The organism is Priestia sp. SB1 (assembly GCF_038898415.1).
In genome coordinates, this window is sequence record NZ_JBBJSS010000012.1 from 51,901 (window position 1) to 69,182 (window position 17,282).

Annotated in this window: 16 protein-coding genes; 13 read left to right on the plus strand and 3 right to left on the minus strand. The window is 38.4% G+C overall.

Annotated elements, in window-relative coordinates; genetic code table 11:
* Positions 1–47: 47 nt before the first annotated feature.
* From WKH56_RS31505 to WKH56_RS31550, 10 genes are all read left to right on the plus strand, one after another.
* A complete protein-coding gene (locus WKH56_RS31505) occupies positions 48–185 on the plus strand; it encodes a hypothetical protein (protein WP_198017439.1) in 138 nt (45 codons plus the stop codon).
* A gap of 168 nt (positions 186–353) precedes the next feature.
* Entirely contained in the window at positions 354–1,346 is a 993-nt protein-coding gene (locus WKH56_RS31510; protein WP_310884169.1) for a Gfo/Idh/MocA family protein, read from the plus strand.
* Between the two features lie 259 nt (positions 1,347–1,605).
* Positions 1,606–2,400 carry a SurA N-terminal domain-containing protein gene (locus tag WKH56_RS31515; protein ID WP_310884170.1) on the plus strand — a complete coding sequence of 265 codons (795 nt, stop codon included), beginning with the start codon at positions 1,606–1,608 and terminating at the stop codon, positions 2,398–2,400.
* Between the two features lie 189 nt (positions 2,401–2,589).
* Positions 2,590–3,360, plus strand: coding sequence for a L,D-transpeptidase (locus WKH56_RS31520; RefSeq protein WP_033580668.1), 771 nt, complete (start codon positions 2,590–2,592; stop codon positions 3,358–3,360).
* A 360-nt stretch (positions 3,361–3,720) separates the two neighbouring features.
* Positions 3,721–5,259, plus strand: coding sequence for a carbon-nitrogen hydrolase family protein (locus tag WKH56_RS31525; RefSeq protein ID WP_013055260.1), 1,539 nt, complete (start codon positions 3,721–3,723; stop codon positions 5,257–5,259).
* 113 nt (positions 5,260–5,372) lie between these two features.
* A complete protein-coding gene (locus tag WKH56_RS31530) occupies positions 5,373–5,927 on the plus strand; it encodes a glycerol-3-phosphate responsive antiterminator (RefSeq protein WP_033580667.1) in 555 nt (184 codons plus the stop codon).
* A 178-nt stretch (positions 5,928–6,105) separates the two neighbouring features.
* A complete protein-coding gene (locus tag WKH56_RS31535) occupies positions 6,106–6,933 on the plus strand; it encodes an MIP/aquaporin family protein (RefSeq protein WP_048020631.1) in 828 nt (275 codons plus the stop codon).
* 67 nt (positions 6,934–7,000) lie between these two features.
* The gene (glpK, locus tag WKH56_RS31540) at positions 7,001–8,491 is read left to right on the plus strand and encodes a glycerol kinase GlpK (protein WP_048020629.1); all 1,491 of its coding nucleotides are present in this window, start codon (positions 7,001–7,003) and stop codon (positions 8,489–8,491) included.
* Positions 8,492–8,677: 186 nt separating this feature from the next.
* Positions 8,678–10,357 (plus strand): glycerol-3-phosphate dehydrogenase/oxidase, encoded by a 1,680-nt coding sequence (locus WKH56_RS31545; protein ID WP_048020627.1) that lies wholly within the window; start codon positions 8,678–8,680, stop codon positions 10,355–10,357.
* Between the two features lie 164 nt (positions 10,358–10,521).
* Positions 10,522–12,276, plus strand: coding sequence for a phospho-sugar mutase (locus tag WKH56_RS31550; RefSeq protein WP_310884171.1), 1,755 nt, complete (start codon positions 10,522–10,524; stop codon positions 12,274–12,276).
* Between the two features lie 34 nt (positions 12,277–12,310).
* On the opposite strand, the gene WKH56_RS31555 is transcribed toward WKH56_RS31550, so the two are convergent.
* Entirely contained in the window at positions 12,311–12,919 is a 609-nt protein-coding gene (locus WKH56_RS31555) for a biotin transporter BioY (protein WP_014461709.1), read from the minus strand.
* A gap of 210 nt (positions 12,920–13,129) precedes the next feature.
* Entirely contained in the window at positions 13,130–13,381 is a 252-nt protein-coding gene (locus WKH56_RS31560; RefSeq protein WP_013055267.1) for a YhdB family protein, read from the minus strand.
* A 321-nt stretch (positions 13,382–13,702) separates the two neighbouring features.
* Between WKH56_RS31560 and WKH56_RS31565 the strand changes: the two genes are divergently transcribed.
* From WKH56_RS31565 to WKH56_RS31575, 3 genes are all read left to right on the plus strand, one after another.
* Positions 13,703–15,112 carry a SpoVR family protein gene (locus WKH56_RS31565; protein ID WP_033580662.1) on the plus strand — a complete coding sequence of 470 codons (1,410 nt, stop codon included), beginning with the start codon at positions 13,703–13,705 and terminating at the stop codon, positions 15,110–15,112.
* 126 nt (positions 15,113–15,238) lie between these two features.
* Positions 15,239–15,568, plus strand: coding sequence for an antibiotic biosynthesis monooxygenase family protein (locus tag WKH56_RS31570; RefSeq protein ID WP_063247708.1), 330 nt, complete (start codon positions 15,239–15,241; stop codon positions 15,566–15,568).
* A 66-nt stretch (positions 15,569–15,634) separates the two neighbouring features.
* Complete coding sequence (locus WKH56_RS31575) at positions 15,635–16,066, plus strand: Rrf2 family transcriptional regulator (protein ID WP_013081642.1); 432 nt, start codon at positions 15,635–15,637, stop codon at positions 16,064–16,066.
* Positions 16,067–16,118: 52 nt separating this feature from the next.
* Here the strand turns inward: WKH56_RS31575 and WKH56_RS31580 are convergent, their stop codons facing one another.
* Positions 16,119–17,114 (minus strand): NADPH:quinone oxidoreductase family protein, encoded by a 996-nt coding sequence (locus WKH56_RS31580; protein ID WP_028412585.1) that lies wholly within the window; start codon positions 17,112–17,114, stop codon positions 16,119–16,121.
* Positions 17,115–17,282: the final 168 nt, after the last annotated feature.

The window sequence follows — 17,282 nt, forward strand, 5'->3', positions numbered from 1 at the left end:
TTTTTTTTATGGTGAATACAACTTCATCTGTTTCGTCCTTCCAGCAGTTGATTGAAGGGCAAGGCGAAGACTCTTGCGGAAAAAGCGGGACAGATGAGACCCCGCAGGAGCGTAAGCGACGAGGAGGCTCAGCGCCCGCCCGCGGAAAGCGAAGCCTTGCATGGAAATCAACGGCGGTGTCATAAGCGGTTCAGTTCATGTATCTGATTTGTTCGTCTTTAGGTTGGATTCATTTAGTTCTGTACCGGCCTCTTTTTAATCATATATTTCAGACTTCTATTGGACATTCAAAAAGAGCTTGTGATATGGTCAAACTTGTATAAATCCATCAAAAAATAAATAGGAGCGAAAACATGACAAAAGCAAAATTATGTTTTATCGGTGCAGGCTTTCACGCATCAACGAACATTTACCCCTCTGTTATTGAAGCGGGAGCAGAAATTAAAGCAATTTCCACACGCAGTATCGAAAGATCAAAAACTGCTCTTCAACGATTTGGGAGCAGCGGTACGCCGTACGATGATTATAAGAAAATGCTAAAGCAAGAAAAGTGCGATGGAGTAGTGGTTGTGGCACAGCCTGAAGATCATCCTGCTTTGGTGCTGGATTGCATTCGAGCAGGACAAAATGTTTATGTGGACAAGCCTTTGGGGATGAATGAAAGAGAAGCAAAAGAGATTTCAGATGCTGCTAAGCAAGCTGGCGTAAAAGTTATGGTAGGTTTTATGAAGCGCTATGCGCCTTGTTATATGAAGTTAAAAGAATTAATTGAAGAAGGTAGCCTAGGAAGTGTCCGTTCATTTCAAGCAAGATTTGCTGTAGACAGTACCCCTTTTTGTAAAGATGAAGAGCAGTTTATGAAGCTTGCTGCCATACATATTGTTGATCTCGTCCGTCACTTGTTCGGCGAAGTCGTTCACGTGACAGGGTTCAGAAATAATCATGGTGAATATATTTCAAATAGTATTTCGCTGAAGTTTGACAATGGCACTGTAGGGAGCCTGTATTTTACTGGCATGACAGCATGGTCTCGAGAAAGTGAAAACTTATTAGTGACATTTGACGATGGCTTTGCTTTTGTTGACGAAATAAATTCATTAACTATTCACGAATCCCAGACTTTTGATGAATTACCGTGGAAATCATTAAAAGAAAACAATCGTGTGTTTACACCTTCTGCTTCACCGATGTCGGGAGCTTATCGAGATCTTTACCTTCGTGGTTTTGTTGGAGAGATGGCTCATTTTATTGAGTGTTGTACAAATGACCAAGAACCTCTTTCCAGTGGGAGCGACAATGTAAAAACGATGAGATTATGTGATCAAATACTGTCATCTTTAATGTAAAAAAAGCTTTAAAGAAAAGAATGTATGATGAATAGCTTACTGTAAATTATGTAAATCATACTAAATAATGTTATGATTAGACAGGTCGTATAAACGAAAGCATTTACCTTTCATAAGATTACAAAACGTTTCAATCTTATTACATATGTTTAAAATTAGCCTAAATGGTTTCTTTTTACGCCTATATCATATACAATGCCCCCTAGATGATTTTTTCGAATAGCTAATAATCGTTTGGGATTATGAAAGGAGATTAATCATGAGAAAACTGATGTATACATTGCTCATTGGGTTAATTGCTGCAGCTTTAACAGCTTGTGGTTCAAACGATGATGCAAAGCAATCAAAGAACGATGATCAAAAAACTGCACAAACTGAGAAGCAAAAAGAGGCTCAGGAAAAGCAGGAAAAGCAAGCAAAAGAAATGCAGAAGAAATTAGATAAACAAAAAGTAGATGAAAAGAAAACCGTAGCAGTTGTAAACGGTAAAAAAGTTTCGGGTGAAGAATATAATGCAGCCCTGGCTACATCACAAAATCAGTACCAACAAATGGGACAAGACCCAACTTCTAAAGAAGCAGCTAAACAAGTAAAGCAGCAAACAATTGACAATTTAGTAGGTCAAACGCTGCTATTGCAAGAAGCTGAAAACAAAGGCTATAAAGCAACTGATGAAGAAGTAAATAAAAAGTTAAAAGAAACGAAAAAGCAGTTCAAAACAGATAAACAGTTCAAAGCGGCTTTAAAAGATGCAGGAATCACTCAATCACAATTAAAGTCTGAGCTGGCTGACAGCATTAAATATCAGCAGTACGTAGATAAAGATATCCAAACACCTGAAGTAACAGATAAGGAAATTCAAGATTATTACAATCAATTTGCAAAACAAAGCCAAAGTCAAGCAAGCGGCAGTAAAGAACAATCTCAAATGCCAAAGCTTGAAGACGTAAAGCCTCAAATTAAGCAGCAGCTTGAACAACAAAAGAAACAAGAAGCATTACAGAAAAAAGTTGAAGAACTTAAGAAAAATGCAAAAGTTGAAGTGAAGCTTTAAATACAAATGAAACGGCCCTTTAAAGGGCCGTTTTTTTGTTATGTACATTTATTGCTTCTTGTCAGTAAAAAGGGGTGCGTGAAAGATTTTAATGTATTTTGACTTATAAGGTAAAAAGTGTTCTGATGGTTTGCCTTTCATCCTATACTTTTCTTATATAGATATAAGAGAAATTGGGGGAGTCGATAAATGAAAAAGGTGGCTGTTTTTTTTGTTGGGCTTGTTTTTTTACTCGCAGGGATGGGTCTGACAGGCAATGCTTCTGCGGCGTCAAATCAACTTATTATCATTAATAAATCTACTAACACCCTTGCTTTTTATAATGGAGGAAAATTAGTAAAGACGTTCAAAGTTGCGACAGGGAGGCAGATGAGTTATACACCAGAGGGTACTTTTAGCATTGTGAATAAAATTAAAAACCGGCCTTATTATAAAGACAACATTCGGGGAGGAGATCCTAGGAATCCACTAGGTGATCGCTGGCTAGGATTAAATGCGCGCGGAACGTATGGCACCACGTACGCTATTCATGGAAATAATAATCCAAGTTCTATCGGAACCTACGCAAGTTCAGGGTGCATTCGTATGTATGATGAAGAAGTACGCTGGCTGTTTGACCGCGTTCAAACCGGTACAAAAGTGGTTATTGGTCAATTTCATTCTCAAAGTTTTGATTCAATCGCTATGAAAAACAAATACAAAATAAGCAGTACTCCAGTTGCCCAGAATCTTTGTAAAACGAAAAAGCTCTCAAAAGGCCAAATTGGTTTTGTAACGATTCAATCACCGATGGTTTTGTTAAAAGAAGAACAAGGAAAATGGGTAAAGATTCGTACGTTAAATCGCGGTGAACGTTACAATGTATATAAAATAGATGGCATTAAAGTCTCTTTAGGACCAGGATTTATTGAAAATTATCCTAATAAAAAAACATCCATAAAATTAGATATTTGCAAATAGAAAATGAGGCTGGGACAAAAGTATTTTAGCCTAAGTGAAAAACGAACCATTGATCAGAATTTTGATTCTTGGTTCGTTTTTTTTATTATGGTGAACGCAGGTTTCATCTGTTTCGTTCCTTCTAGCAGTTGATGGGAGGGTGAAGACTCCTGCGGCCGCCCGCGGAAAGCGAAGTCTTGCACGGAAGTCAACAGCGGTGTCACAAGCTATCCATACGAGCTAATCCATTTGTGCGTCTTTCGATTGGATTTATTTCGTTATGTCTCACCCTCATTTTTTGAATTTTTAATAATGTTTATTATAATAAAAAACAGGGAAACTAATTGCCTAATGAAGAGAGAGAAAGGGTTGTTTGAGCGTATGTCTACAATAGACTTATCAAAATTCGAGAAAAAAATGATTATTCGTAACATCAAACCGGACGATATAGATGAAATTTTAGCACTTCAAAAGCTATCATTCCCCGGAATGGATCCGTGGAAAAAAGAACAGCTTGAAAGTCATCTGGCCATTTTTCCAGAAGGACAAATATGTGCAGAGTACGACGGGGAAATTATCGGATCTTGTTCCAGCTTGATTGTGAACTTTGATGAGTACGATGATCAGCATACGTGGGACGATATTACAGACGAAGGATACATTACAAATCATAACCCGGAAGGCTACAATCTGTATGGAATTGAAGTAATGGTTCATCCAAAGTATCGCGGCATGAAAATAGGACGCCGCTTATATGAAGCGCGTAAAGATTTAGCACGTGAATTGAACCTTAAAAGTATCATCATCGGAGGAAGAATTCCTAATTACCATAAGCATTCAGCTGAAATGTCGCCTAGAGAGTATGTAGAGCAAGTTATTCATCATAAAATTTATGATCCAGTACTATCTTTTCAGCTAATGAACGGATTTACGCTTATGCGTATAAACCCTGGTTATCTTCCTGATGACCTAGCTTCTAATAAGTATGCAACGCTTATGGAATGGAACAACGTAGATTATGTTCGCCGTTCAAAACGCCATTTTAAAACATCATTCCCAGTGCGTATTTGTGTTGTTCAGTATATGATGAAACAGATCAATTCATTTGAAGAGTTTGCAACACAGGTAGAATATTATACAGATGTTGCTTATGATGCAAAAGCCGACTTCTGCGTATTCCCGGAAATTTTCACAACTCAGCTCATGTCTTTCTTGAATGAAAAGATTCCAAGCAAAGCGGTTCAGCGCGTAGCAGAATATACGGAAGAGTACATTGAGTTATTTACTAACTTAGCGGTTAAATATAATGTAAATATTATTGGAGGATCCCACTTCGTCGAAGAAGATAATGGAGATATCTTTAATATTGCCTATCTATTCCGCCGAGATGGAACAATTGAAAAGCAGTACAAAGTGCATATTACACCTAATGAAAGAAAATGGTGGGGAATTAGCCCAGGAGATAAAGTTGAAGTGTTTGATACAGATTGTGGGAAAATTGCGATCCAAATTTGCTATGACATTGAATTTCCGGAGCTTGCTCGTATTGCTACAGATAAAGGTGCAAATATTATTTTTACACCATTCTGTACGGAAGATCGTCAAGGCTATCTGCGCGTAAGATACTGCTCTCAGGCTCGTGCGATCGAAAACCAAATTTATACGGTTATCGCAGGTACGGTTGGAAATCTGCCTGAAACAGAAAATATGGATATTCAGTACGCTCAGTCTGCTATTTTTGCACCGTCTGACTTTGAATTTGCACGAGACGGTATTGTAGGAGAATGTAACCCTAATATTGAAATGGTGGTTATTGGAGATGTAGATTTAGAAATTCTTCGTCGCCAGCGTCAATCAGGAACGGTTCGTCAATTAAAAGATCGACGCCATGACGTTTACAATATTAAATATAAAAAATAACGCAGTTTCTAAAAACATCATGCAAATGCATGGTGTTTTTTATTTCAACTTTTGCCATAATAAAAACTATTACAATGAATTTTGTGGACTAACCATGGAAAAGAGGGGAAAACATGAGTTTTCATGGACAATCGGTATTACCCGCTGTTCGAGATATGAAGCAATTGGAAAATTTTTTAGTAAGCAATTACGAGTACGGAGTTCTTTTAGACAATCAAGTGGGCATGCTAAAAGGAATTATGAGAGAGGTTCATAAGCATGAAAAAAAGCTAATCATTCATTTAGACTTAATTCATGGCTTAAAGCACGATGAGTATGCGGTTGATTTTTTGTGTCAGGAGTTTAAGCCTGCGGGGATTATTTCGACAAGAACAAACGTCATTTTAAAAGCTAAACAAAGAGGAATCTATGCCATTCAACGGGTCTTTTTATTAGACAGCACGGCTTTGAAGAAAAGCTACGAGTTAATGAAGAAAGTAAAACCCGATTATATTGAGCTTCTTCCTGGAATTGTGCCCACTTTAATCCAAGAAGTCAAAGCTGAAACAGGCATTCCGGTGTTAGCCGGAGGTTTAATACGAACCGAAGAAGAAGTTCGTAATGCTTTAGGAGCCGGGGCTTCTGCTGTTACAACATCAAATAGAGAACTGTGGAGTATTTCAACTTAAAAAAACTGTTTGACAACGCTTTCATCATCTAGTAAACTTCTAGATAAGTTAATAGATGTGAGGGAGAATAGGAGATCCACGATATAGCCTTTTAATGATTTTATTAGGGGCATGTATGGTGGATTTTCTTATTTTCTTGTCATTATAATTGTTTTCATACAAAGGGGAGGTTATTTATATGCAGGCATTCTTAGGAGAAATAATTGGAACAATGATTTTAATTATCCTTGGCGCTGGTGTATGTGCGGGCGTCAATTTAAAAAAATCGTTTGCTGCTAATTCAGGATGGATCGTTATCACAATGGGATGGGGAATGGCAGTAGCGATGGCGGCATATGCGGTTGGTAATATGAGTGGGGCACACTTAAACCCAGCGTTAACCGTAGCGCTTGCTATTACAGGTGATTTTCCGTGGTCACAAGTACCGATGTACATCTTAGCTCAGTTTATTGGAGCGATTCTTGGTGCAACAGTTGTTTATTTACACTATCTTCCACACTGGAAAGAAACAAAAGATGCTGGTACAAAATTAGGCGTATTCGCAACGGGACCAGCAATTGCGAACCCATTTGCAAACGTTCTAAGTGAGGCAATTGGAACGTTTGTATTAGTGGTAGGAATTTTAGCAATTGGAGCAAATAAATTTACAGATGGATTAAATCCTTTAGTAGTAGGATTTTTAATCGTAAGTATTGGTTTATCATTAGGAGGAACAACAGGCTATGCCATCAACCCTGCTCGTGATTTAGGGCCTCGTATTGCTCATGCTATCTTGCCGATACCGGGTAAAGGCAGCTCAAACTGGAAATACGCTTGGGTGCCAGTAGTGGGTCCTTTATTAGGCGGATCAATTGGCGCAGTATTTTATCAAGCAGCATTCTTAAATAAGATGTCTAACAGCTTATGGATTGTCTTAAGCATTGCGGTGATTGTTTTAGCTGTTATCTACGCTGTTTCTAAACAAAAAGCAGCACAAATTCAATCAGCAGTAGTACCAAAAAAATGAATGCGCTTTACCATCTAACTATGTACAATAAAGAAACGACACTATACAGAGAATAGGGGATATTGATATGGAAAAATTTATTTTATCTTTAGACCAAGGAACAACGAGCTCACGAGCAATGTTATTTAATAAAAAAGGTGAAGTTGTGCATGTAGCTCAAAAAGAGTTTACACAGTACTTTCCAAAACCAGGTTGGGTAGAGCATAATGCAAGTGAAATTTGGGGTTCTATCCTTGCTGTTATCGCGTCTTGTTTATCTGAGTCAGGTGTTCATGCAAATCAAATCGAAGGAATTGGGATTACGAATCAGCGTGAAACAGCCGTAGTATGGGAAAAAGCAACAGGAAAACCTGTGTATAATGCTATCGTATGGCAATCTCGTCAAACGTCTGGTATTTGTGAAGAATTAAAGGCAAAAGGATTAAACGATACGTTCCGCGACAAAACGGGGTTATTAATTGACGCATACTTCTCTGGAACGAAAGTAAAGTGGATTTTAGATAACGTAGAAGGTGCACGAGAAAAAGCGGAAAACGGTGAATTGTTGTTTGGAACAATTGATACATGGTTAATTTGGAAGTTATCAGGCGGAAAAGCGCATGTAACGGATTACTCAAATGCCTCTCGCACGCTTATGTTCAATATCTACGATTTAAAATGGGATGATGAACTGCTAGATATCTTAGGAGTACCAAAATCTATGCTTCCGGAAGTAAAGCCTTCTTCTGAAGTATACGCTCATACCGTAGATTATCATTTCTTTGGTCAAAACATTCCAATCGCTGGAGCAGCAGGGGATCAGCAAGCCGCTTTATTTGGACAAGCGTGCTATGAAAAAGGAATGGCGAAGAACACGTATGGAACCGGCTGCTTTATGCTCATGAATACAGGTGAAAAAGCAGTTAAGTCAGATCACGGTTTGTTAACTACATTAGCATGGGGGATCAACGGCAAAGTAGAATACGCGCTTGAAGGCAGTATTTTTGTAGCAGGATCTGCTATTCAGTGGCTTCGCGACGGTTTAAGAATGTTTAAAAATGCGGCTGAAACTGAAAACTATGCAACACGAGTAGAGTCTACAGACGGCGTATATATTGTGCCAGCTTTCGTAGGACTTGGAACACCTTATTGGGATAGCGATGTACGTGGAGCGATGTTTGGATTAACTCGAGGTACAAAAAAAGAACACTTTATCCGTGCAACGCTTGAATCATTAGCCTATCAAACAAGAGACGTATTAAGCGCAATGGAAGCAGACTCTGGAATTACATTAAAAACATTGCGTGTAGACGGAGGAGCAGTTAAAAATAATTTCTTAATGCAGTTCCAAAGTGACGTGTTAAACGTTCCTGTTGAGCGTCCTCAAGTGAATGAAACAACCGCTCTTGGGGCAGCATATTTAGCGGGTCTTGCGGTCGGCTACTGGAAAGATTGCAATGAAATTGCGCAGCAGTGGAATATGGAAAAATCTTTCGAACCAAATATGGAAGAAGAAAAGCGTGAAGAATTATATAGCGGCTGGAAAAAAGCCGTACATGCAACAATGGCTTTTAAGTAATTATTTGATGAAAACCCTTTAATTAAAAGCGCATGTATGATATAATGTATTCAAGTTAATAAATTGGTTGGAGAATCGGAGAGACCACAGATCCATATGTAGGCATACTATATATGTGATTTGTGGTCTCTCTTTTTGTATATTGGAAAATTTTGATATCTTTGAAAAATGAAAGGGGAATGACGTATGTTTTCAAGTCAAACACGTTCGAATAAATTGGTAAACATGACACAAAATCAATATGATTTACTAGTAATTGGTGGGGGAATTACTGGGTCAGGTATTGCACTTGATGCGACTCATCGAGGCATGAAAACGGCATTAGTTGAAATGCAGGATTTCGCAGCAGGAACATCTAGTCGTTCAACGAAGCTTGTTCACGGCGGTCTACGCTATTTAAAACAGTTTGAAGTTAAAATGGTAGCCGAAGTTGGTAAAGAACGTGCCATTGTATATGAAAATGGCCCTCATGTAACGACTCCGGAGTGGATGCTGTTACCTTTCCATACGGGTGGAACATTTGGGAAATTCTCAACTTCAATTGGACTGCGCGTATATGATTTCTTAGCAGGAGTAAAACGTGCAGAGCGCCGCAAAATGTTTAGCGCAGAAGAAACGCTTAGACGCGAGCCACTAGTGAAATCTAAAGAGTTAAAAGGCGGCGGTTACTACGTTGAATATAAAACAGATGATGCACGTTTAACGATTGAAGTAGCTAAAGAAGCTGCCGCAAGAGGAGCAGATTTAGTCAATTACACAAAAGTGGAAAACTTCATCTACGATAAAGGAAAAGTAGTAGGGGCTGTTGTTCGCGATCAGCTTACGAATAAAGAATATAATATCTATGCAAAAAAAATCGTCAATGCTGCAGGTCCATGGGTGGACACGCTTCGTGAAAAAGATAATTCAAAAAAAGGCAAGCAGCTTCAATTAACAAAAGGAATTCACTTAGTTATTGATCAAGAGCGCTTTCCGTTAAAACAAGCCATTTACTTTGATACACCTGACGGACGTATGGTATTTGCAATTCCGCGTGATGGAAAAACATACGTAGGCACAACAGACACGGTCTATAAAGAAGACGCTAGACATCCGCGTATGACTGTAAAAGACCGTCAATATGTTATTGATGCGATTAACTATATGTTCCCAACGGTTGATATTACAGTAGACGACGTAGAATCAAGCTGGGCTGGTGTTCGTCCACTTATTCACGAACAAGGAAAAGATCCTTCTGAAATTTCGCGTAAAGATGAAATCTGGACATCAGAATCAGGTTTAATTACAATCGCTGGAGGGAAATTAACTGGGTACCGTAAAATGGCTGAAATTGTCGTAAATCGCGTAGCTGAAGATTTTAAAGCAGAAGGACGCGAATTTGAAAGCTGTCAAACTAAACATTTACCGATTTCTGGAGGTAATGTAGGAGGTTCAGGCGGGTTCCCAACGTTTGTAGAGCAAAAAGTCAAAGAAGGCATCAAACTAGGGTTATCACGTGACGCTGCTGAAAAGCTTGTAAAACGCTATGGCTCAAACGTAGACAAAGTATACCGCTACATGATTGAACGTCCGGATCAGCTAAAAAACAGCGACCTTCCAGCTAGTGTATTTTTGCAAATTCAATATGGCATAGAAGAAGAAATGGTTTCAAAACCAGTGGACTTCTTCATTCGACGTACGGGCGCTTTATTCTTTGATATCAACTGGGTAAGAAGCTGGAAAAAACAAGTGATTGCTCATATGGCCGAAGAGTTAAAGTGGACGCCTGAGCAAACAAAAGCTTATACCGATGAATTAGAACAGCACCTTCATGACGCAGTTGTACCAGTAGATGAAAAAGTTAACCGTATGACAGGTATTTCATGATAAAATAAAAAAGTACCTCAAAATTTGTCAATACAGCCATAATATAATAGCAGGAAGTCAAATTTTGACGAAGAAATATAATATGACTGTTAAAAAAAGAGAAAGACGATTACTCGTTTTTCTCTTTTCATACATATTTACATTTATATAAGGGGGCTTTTTTTATGAGTTGGAAAGAAACGTATACATCTTGGATTAATCACCCAAATTTGGATCCTGAATTACGTCAAAATCTGGATGCAATCAAAGATGATGAAAAACAATTAGAAGATAGTTTTTACAAAACATTGGAATTTGGAACAGGCGGAATGCGTGGAGAAATTGGAGCGGGTACAAACCGTATGAATACGTATACAATCCGAAAAGCTTCTGAAGGCTTTGCTGAGTACATTAAACAAGCCGGCGAAGAAGCTGTCAAGCAAGGCGTAGTCATTGCATATGATTCTCGCCACAAATCGCCTGAATTTGCGATGGAAGCAGCAAAAACATTAGCAAGTCAAGGAATTAAAACGTATGTATTTGAAGAGCTAAGACCAACACCTGAACTTTCATTTGCAGTGCGTGAGTTAAACGCATTTGGAGGTATTGTTATTACAGCGAGCCACAATCCTCCTGAATATAATGGATACAAAGTATATGGCCCAGACGGTGGTCAGCTGCCGCCAAAAGAAGCTGATGAACTAGTTGGCTTTGTAAATGCTGTGGAAAATGAACTTACATTAGCTGTTCAATCTGAAGCGGAGCTAAAAGAAAAAGGTCTTATTGAAATGATTGGTTCAGCGATTGACGAAGCATACAATGAGAAACTAAAAACGATTTTAATTAATCCAGGGCTAGCTTCTGAAACAGGTAAAGACTTAAAGGTAGTTTTTACACCTCTACATGGTACAGCTAATAAGCCAGTTCGCAACGCGCTTCAATCAATCGGTTACGAAAATGTCACGGTTATTGAAGAACAAGAACTTCCTGATCCGAATTTCTCGACGGTTAAATCTCCGAATCCTGAAGAGCCGGCTGCATTTGAATATGCTGTTCGTAAAGGAAAAGAAATTGATGCAGATCTCTTAATCGCAACGGATCCAGATGCAGACCGTTTAGGAATTGCTGTCAAAGATCCAAGCGGCGAATATGCGTTATTAACAGGAAATCAAACCGGTGCTTTATTGCTTCACTATTTGCTTTCTCAAAAGAAAGAAAAAGGCGTGCTGCCTGCTAATGGCGTTGTGTTAAAAACGATTGTAACGTCAGAAATCGGCGCACAAATTGCTCGCTCATTTGGATTGCAAGTTGTTGACACTCTAACAGGTTTTAAATTTATCGGTGAAAAAATTAAGCAATATGAGAAAACGGGCGAGTATACATTCCAATTCGGTTATGAAGAAAGCTACGGCTATTTAATTGGTGACTTTGCTCGTGACAAAGACGCTGTACAAGCAGCCATTCTAGCGGTAGAAGCTTGTGCTTATTATAAAAAGCAGGGCATGACGCTATATGAAGCGCTTCAGCAAGTGTTTACTAAATATGGTTTCTATCGTGAAGGTCTGAAATCTTTAACGCTTAAAGGAAAAGAAGGATCTGAGCAAATTCAGCATATTTTGGCTACATTTAGAAATGAGCCTCCTACTGACATTGCAGGGTTAAATGTTTCGGTTGTAGAGGATTATACATTAAGTGAGCGCCAGCATATTAAAGCAGTAAAAGTAGAAGAGATTACATTACCAAAATCAAATGTATTAAAATATATCTTAGAGGACGGTTCTTGGTTCTGCCTTCGTCCGTCTGGTACAGAGCCAAAGGTGAAGTTCTATTTTGGCGTTGTGTCAGAAGATGAAGCAACGAGCATTGCCCATTTAGAAGCTGTACAAACAGCTGTAATGGGTGAAGTGGAGCGTGTACTAGATAAAGTGAAAACGGTATAAAAATAAAGCCTGCTCAAACTTGAGCAGGCTTCTTTTATGATACTTTATTTGATTGTGTATTTGACAAATATGAAGAAGATCGTAGGGCTTTATAAATTCTCGGAGCAAGCATAGCCCCAAGAACAGTGAAAATAAGATCCTTTACAGCAAACCACGACATAATCTTCCAAGCAGCTGCATATGTCATTGCAGGAGCTTCAAGCCAGTAGTTAACCGCTATATACATATACGTAGTACCAATTAAATAAATAACGGCAATACCAACTAGGGATGAAATTAAAAAGATAGAAAAAGTCGGCTTGCCGCGCATTTCCATAATTTTTCCTGTGATAAATGCAGCGACAATATAAGAAAGCAAAAAGCCGCCGGTGCTTCCAAATAAAATACCAATTCCTGCTTTAAATTGAGCAAATACCGGAGCGCCGGCAATGCCAATTAATACATATACAATCATCGAAATAGAACCCATTCGGCTCCCAAGTAAAAGTCCTGCTAATATAACAAAAAAAGGCTGAAGCGAAAGAGGCACGCCGCCTACTTGTAAAAAAGGTGCCCAAGAAGTAATGTTTGCACCAATAGCCATAAGAGCTGCAAACATACCGGCTAATGTTAAATCTAATGTGCGAAACCTTTTAGTATTCATATATGTTCCTCCCAGTATGTACTGAAATATCTTAGCGTATGTACTGAAGATTGTACGTCGAATTCACTTTTATGTCAACGATAAAAATAAATATGTTTACATATATTATTTGATGTTTTTTGAAATGAAATATGCATATTTTTAGTGCAACATAAAAAAATAAAGAAGGGAATTCATCCCTTCTTTGTCCAAGTGTGTGTATCAAAAATACTAGTACAATGATTCTTCCAGAAGCTCCGGGTTGTGCTCCGAATATTCCGTTGCATGATCAATGTAGCGTAGTAAAGAATAAAGCTCTTCTTGAATGATGCGGTAGTTTCGTTCAAAATTGTAGGCGTGCAAAAAATGTTCAATCTTTTTTGAAAGAAAATCGTCGTCTGTTCGAACCATTAAAATTAATAAGTTATCCCATTGTGAACGGTGTGTGTAATATAAAGCTCGATCATAATCAATTACATCCATTAATAACGTTCCTCCTTTTGAGGAGTTGAAATTAGTGTATGATATTTGCGGGAATTCTTACGCTGTAAATGTTGGGCAAAAGACCAGTGCATAATTAAAAGAGGTTGTAGTCATTATGTAAGAAGAATAAACGTACAGCACCGGATAAATGATAAGAAAGGCAACGAATAACGAAGCGTAACAGTTACATTACATCCATTATTTAAGACAACTAAATAAAAATCCCCTTTTCTTGAAAAAATAAAGCTTCTTTTTGATGAAAACACATGAATTGACATGTTTGTACATAGATTGAAGTAAGGAGTGAAAGGGGGAGCTGTCGTGAAAGAAGCAGATTATAAGCAATTATACCGTGCGATTGATGAAATTACGGAAATAGCTAGCGGTTTCGGTTTGGATTTTTATCCGATGCGCTATGAAATTTGCCCGGCAGATATTATTTATACGTTTGGTGCATATGGGATGCCAACTCGTTTTTCACATTGGAGCTTTGGAAAACAATTTTACAAAATGAAATTACACTACGATCTTGGATTGAGTAAAATTTATGAATTAGTTATCAATTCAGATCCTTGTTATGCATTTTTATTGGATTCCAATGCGCTTATTCAGAATAAATTAATTGTAGCTCACGTGTTAGCTCACTGTGACTTCTTTAAAAATAACAGCCGTTTTGCCAACACTAAACGGGATATGGTAGAAAGTATGGCAGCGACCGCTGATCGAATTAAAGAATACGAAGTAAAGCACGGTAAGCGTGAAGTAGAAAAGTTTTTGGATGCTGTCTTATCGATTCAGGAACATATTGATCCGTCTCTTATGCGTGCCAAGCTTTCTTGGAGCATAGATGATGTAGAATCATCGGAAGAAGAAATCACTTCTCCTTATGATGATTTATGGAATTTGGATTATAAAGAAAAGAAAAAACCAAAACCTCCAAAGTCTTTTAAAAAATTTCCGCCTCAGCCTGAAAAAGACATCTTATTATTTATTGAAGAATACAGTCCTTATTTAGAGGATTGGCAGCGGGATATTTTAACGATGATGCGAGAAGAAATGCTTTATTTCTGGCCGCAGCTTGAAACAAAAATTATGAATGAAGGCTGGGCTTCTTTCTGGCATCAACGCATTATTCGAGAAATGGACTTAACGAGTGATGAAGCGATAGAATTCGCGAAGCTAAATGCAGGGGTTGTGCAGCCGTCCAAGACGGGAATCAATCCATATTATTTGGGATTAAAAATCTTTGAAGACATTGAAGAACGCTACAACAATCCAACCGAAGATATGATTCGCCGGGGCGTCGAGCCCGGGTCAGGAAGAGAGAAGATGTTTGAGGTACGTGAGGTTGAATCAGATATTTCCTTTATCCGCAATTACTTAACAAAAGATTTAGTTATGCGGGAGGATATGTACTTATTCCAAAAACAAGGAAAAGACTATAAAATTGTCGATAAAGAGTGGACAGAAGTTAGAGATCAGCTTGTTAATATGCGCGTAAACGGAGGATTTCCTTACATCACAGTAACCAATGGAGACTATTTAAAAAATGGAGAGCTCTATTTAAAACACTGGTATGAAGGAATTGAATTAGATGTCAAATACTTAGAAAAAGTGGTACCTTATGTTCATCAGCTTTGGGGCCGCCCCGTTCATTTAGAAACGATGATGGAAGGCAAGCCAATTGCCTTCACGTATGACGGGAAAACAGTGCATCGAAAACATTTATAAAAAGGAGACCGCTTAAATAGCGGTCTTTTTGTGCTTCTGTAATTTTATTATCCATATAAATTGAAAAAATAAAATTACTATGCAATAATTTGGTGAGAATCATTTTCATTTAGAAAGGGAGATAAGATGTTTGTTGTAAACGCAAGTTTTGAAACAGAAAAGAAATTTGAAGAAAAGCTCAAGCAAAAAGCTAAGAAAAACAAAACAGAAATCGAGGAAGCCAAAGGAAATTTATCGTTCGAATGCTGGAAAAAAGATTCCGCGGATAAAGTCGAATATGTCTTTGTATCAAAGTGGGAAGACAAGCAGTTCTTTCAAGCGTGGATCTCAAGAGAAGAACATGTGAACGAACATAAAGAAGCGAATAAAAAGAAAACGAAAGCATTTTCTGAAGCTATGGAAATCAAGAAAACGCTTCGTTTTTATGAGGCGGTAGAAGAAGACATTCTTTCCTAAAAAAGCACGCTTGACTTTCATAAATGTTGTAACTATAATGATTACAACAAAATAGGAGTGAGAGTAATGAAAATTAGCAGTCGATTCACCGTGGCCGTTCACATACTGTCTTTAATTAAAGTAGATAGCAGTCATCCTAGTACTTCAGAGTGGATTGCTAGCAGTGTAAATACAAATCCTGTTGTTATAAGACGAGTAATTGGGATGTTAAAGAAAGCTGGACTTGTGGGCGTAAAAGCCGGAGCTGGCGGAGCTTATCTATTGAAAGATTTAGAAGAGATAACGTTGTTAGACGTTTATCGAGCGGTAGCGGCTGTGGAAGAAGGAGAATTGTTTCAAATGCATGAAAATCCGAATGTGGAGTGTCCTGTAGGAGCCAATATTCAAAGTGTCCTTGAATTGATTTTAAAACGTTCTCAAGATGCCATGGAACAAGTCTTAGCCGATGTGACGATGAAAGAATTAGTGACGGATTTAATAGCAAAAATAGATGCATAATAACATGCGTCTGTTCGTAAAAAAACGGAGAAACCCAGGTTTCTCCGTTTTTTTATAGCTTCACAATTGTTCGTCCTCGAGCTTGTCCTTTTAATAAAGTAGGAAGAACCTGAGGGAGATCTTGTAAAGAAACTTCCTGCTGAATGAAAGGTTCGAAGCTTTCAGGTTTAAAGTCATTAGCGAGTCTATTCCAAATCTCTTTTCGAGTAGGCATTGGACAGTAAACAGAATCGATGCCGAGTAAATTAATCCCTCTCAAAATGAAGGGAAAGACCGTTGTTGGCACTTTGCCTCCAGCTGTTAGCCCGCTGACCGCTACAGAGCCTCCGTACTGAATTTGACTGAGGACAGAAGCTAGGGGCTCTCCACCCACAGGATCCACCGCAGCGGCCCATTTTTGCTTGCCTAATGCTTTTAATTTGCCGTTATAAACGTCTTCACGCGCTACAATAGAGGAAGCGCCAAGCTCTTTCAAATAAGCTGCTTCCGAGCTTTTTCCTGTACTTGCTTCCACTGTGTAGCCTAATTTTGAAAGAATGGCAACCGCAAAGCTTCCTACACCTCCCGTAGCCCCTGTTACAAGCACAGAGCCGTTAGATGGACTAGTATGGTTTTCCTCTAAGCGATGCACAGATAAAGCAGCTGTGAAGCCAGCTGTTCCGATAATCATTGCTTCTTTTAACGTCAAATTTTCAGGAAGAGGGACAATCCATTCGCTGCGTAAGCGCGCATACTCACTGTAGCCTCCAAAGTGTGATACGCCAATGTCATAGCTTGTTGCGATGACACGATCACCTTCTTTAAAATCAGGGCTGTCAGAAGATACAACGATTCCTGCTAGGTCAATACCTGGAACAAACGGATAGCTTGTCACAATATTGCCGTTTGCGATGCTGGCTAAGCTATCTTTATAATTCACCCCTGAATAATGAACGCGAATAAGTACATCGCCTTCTGGCAAATCGTTTAGCGTCAGTTCTTGGACAGACGCCTCCACTTGTTCTTCACCTGTTTTATCTACTACTAATGCTGAAAATGATTGCTTCATTTTATTTCTCCTTTCTATACTGAGATGTATATGCCTATACATAGATTACCTTATTTCTATACCCATTATAGAAAATAGTAAAAGAAGTTCATAATACTTTGATTACCAAAGAGGCCATTTCATTATAAAATAGCGGTACAGCTATTACGTAGCGATACATAGAAAAGA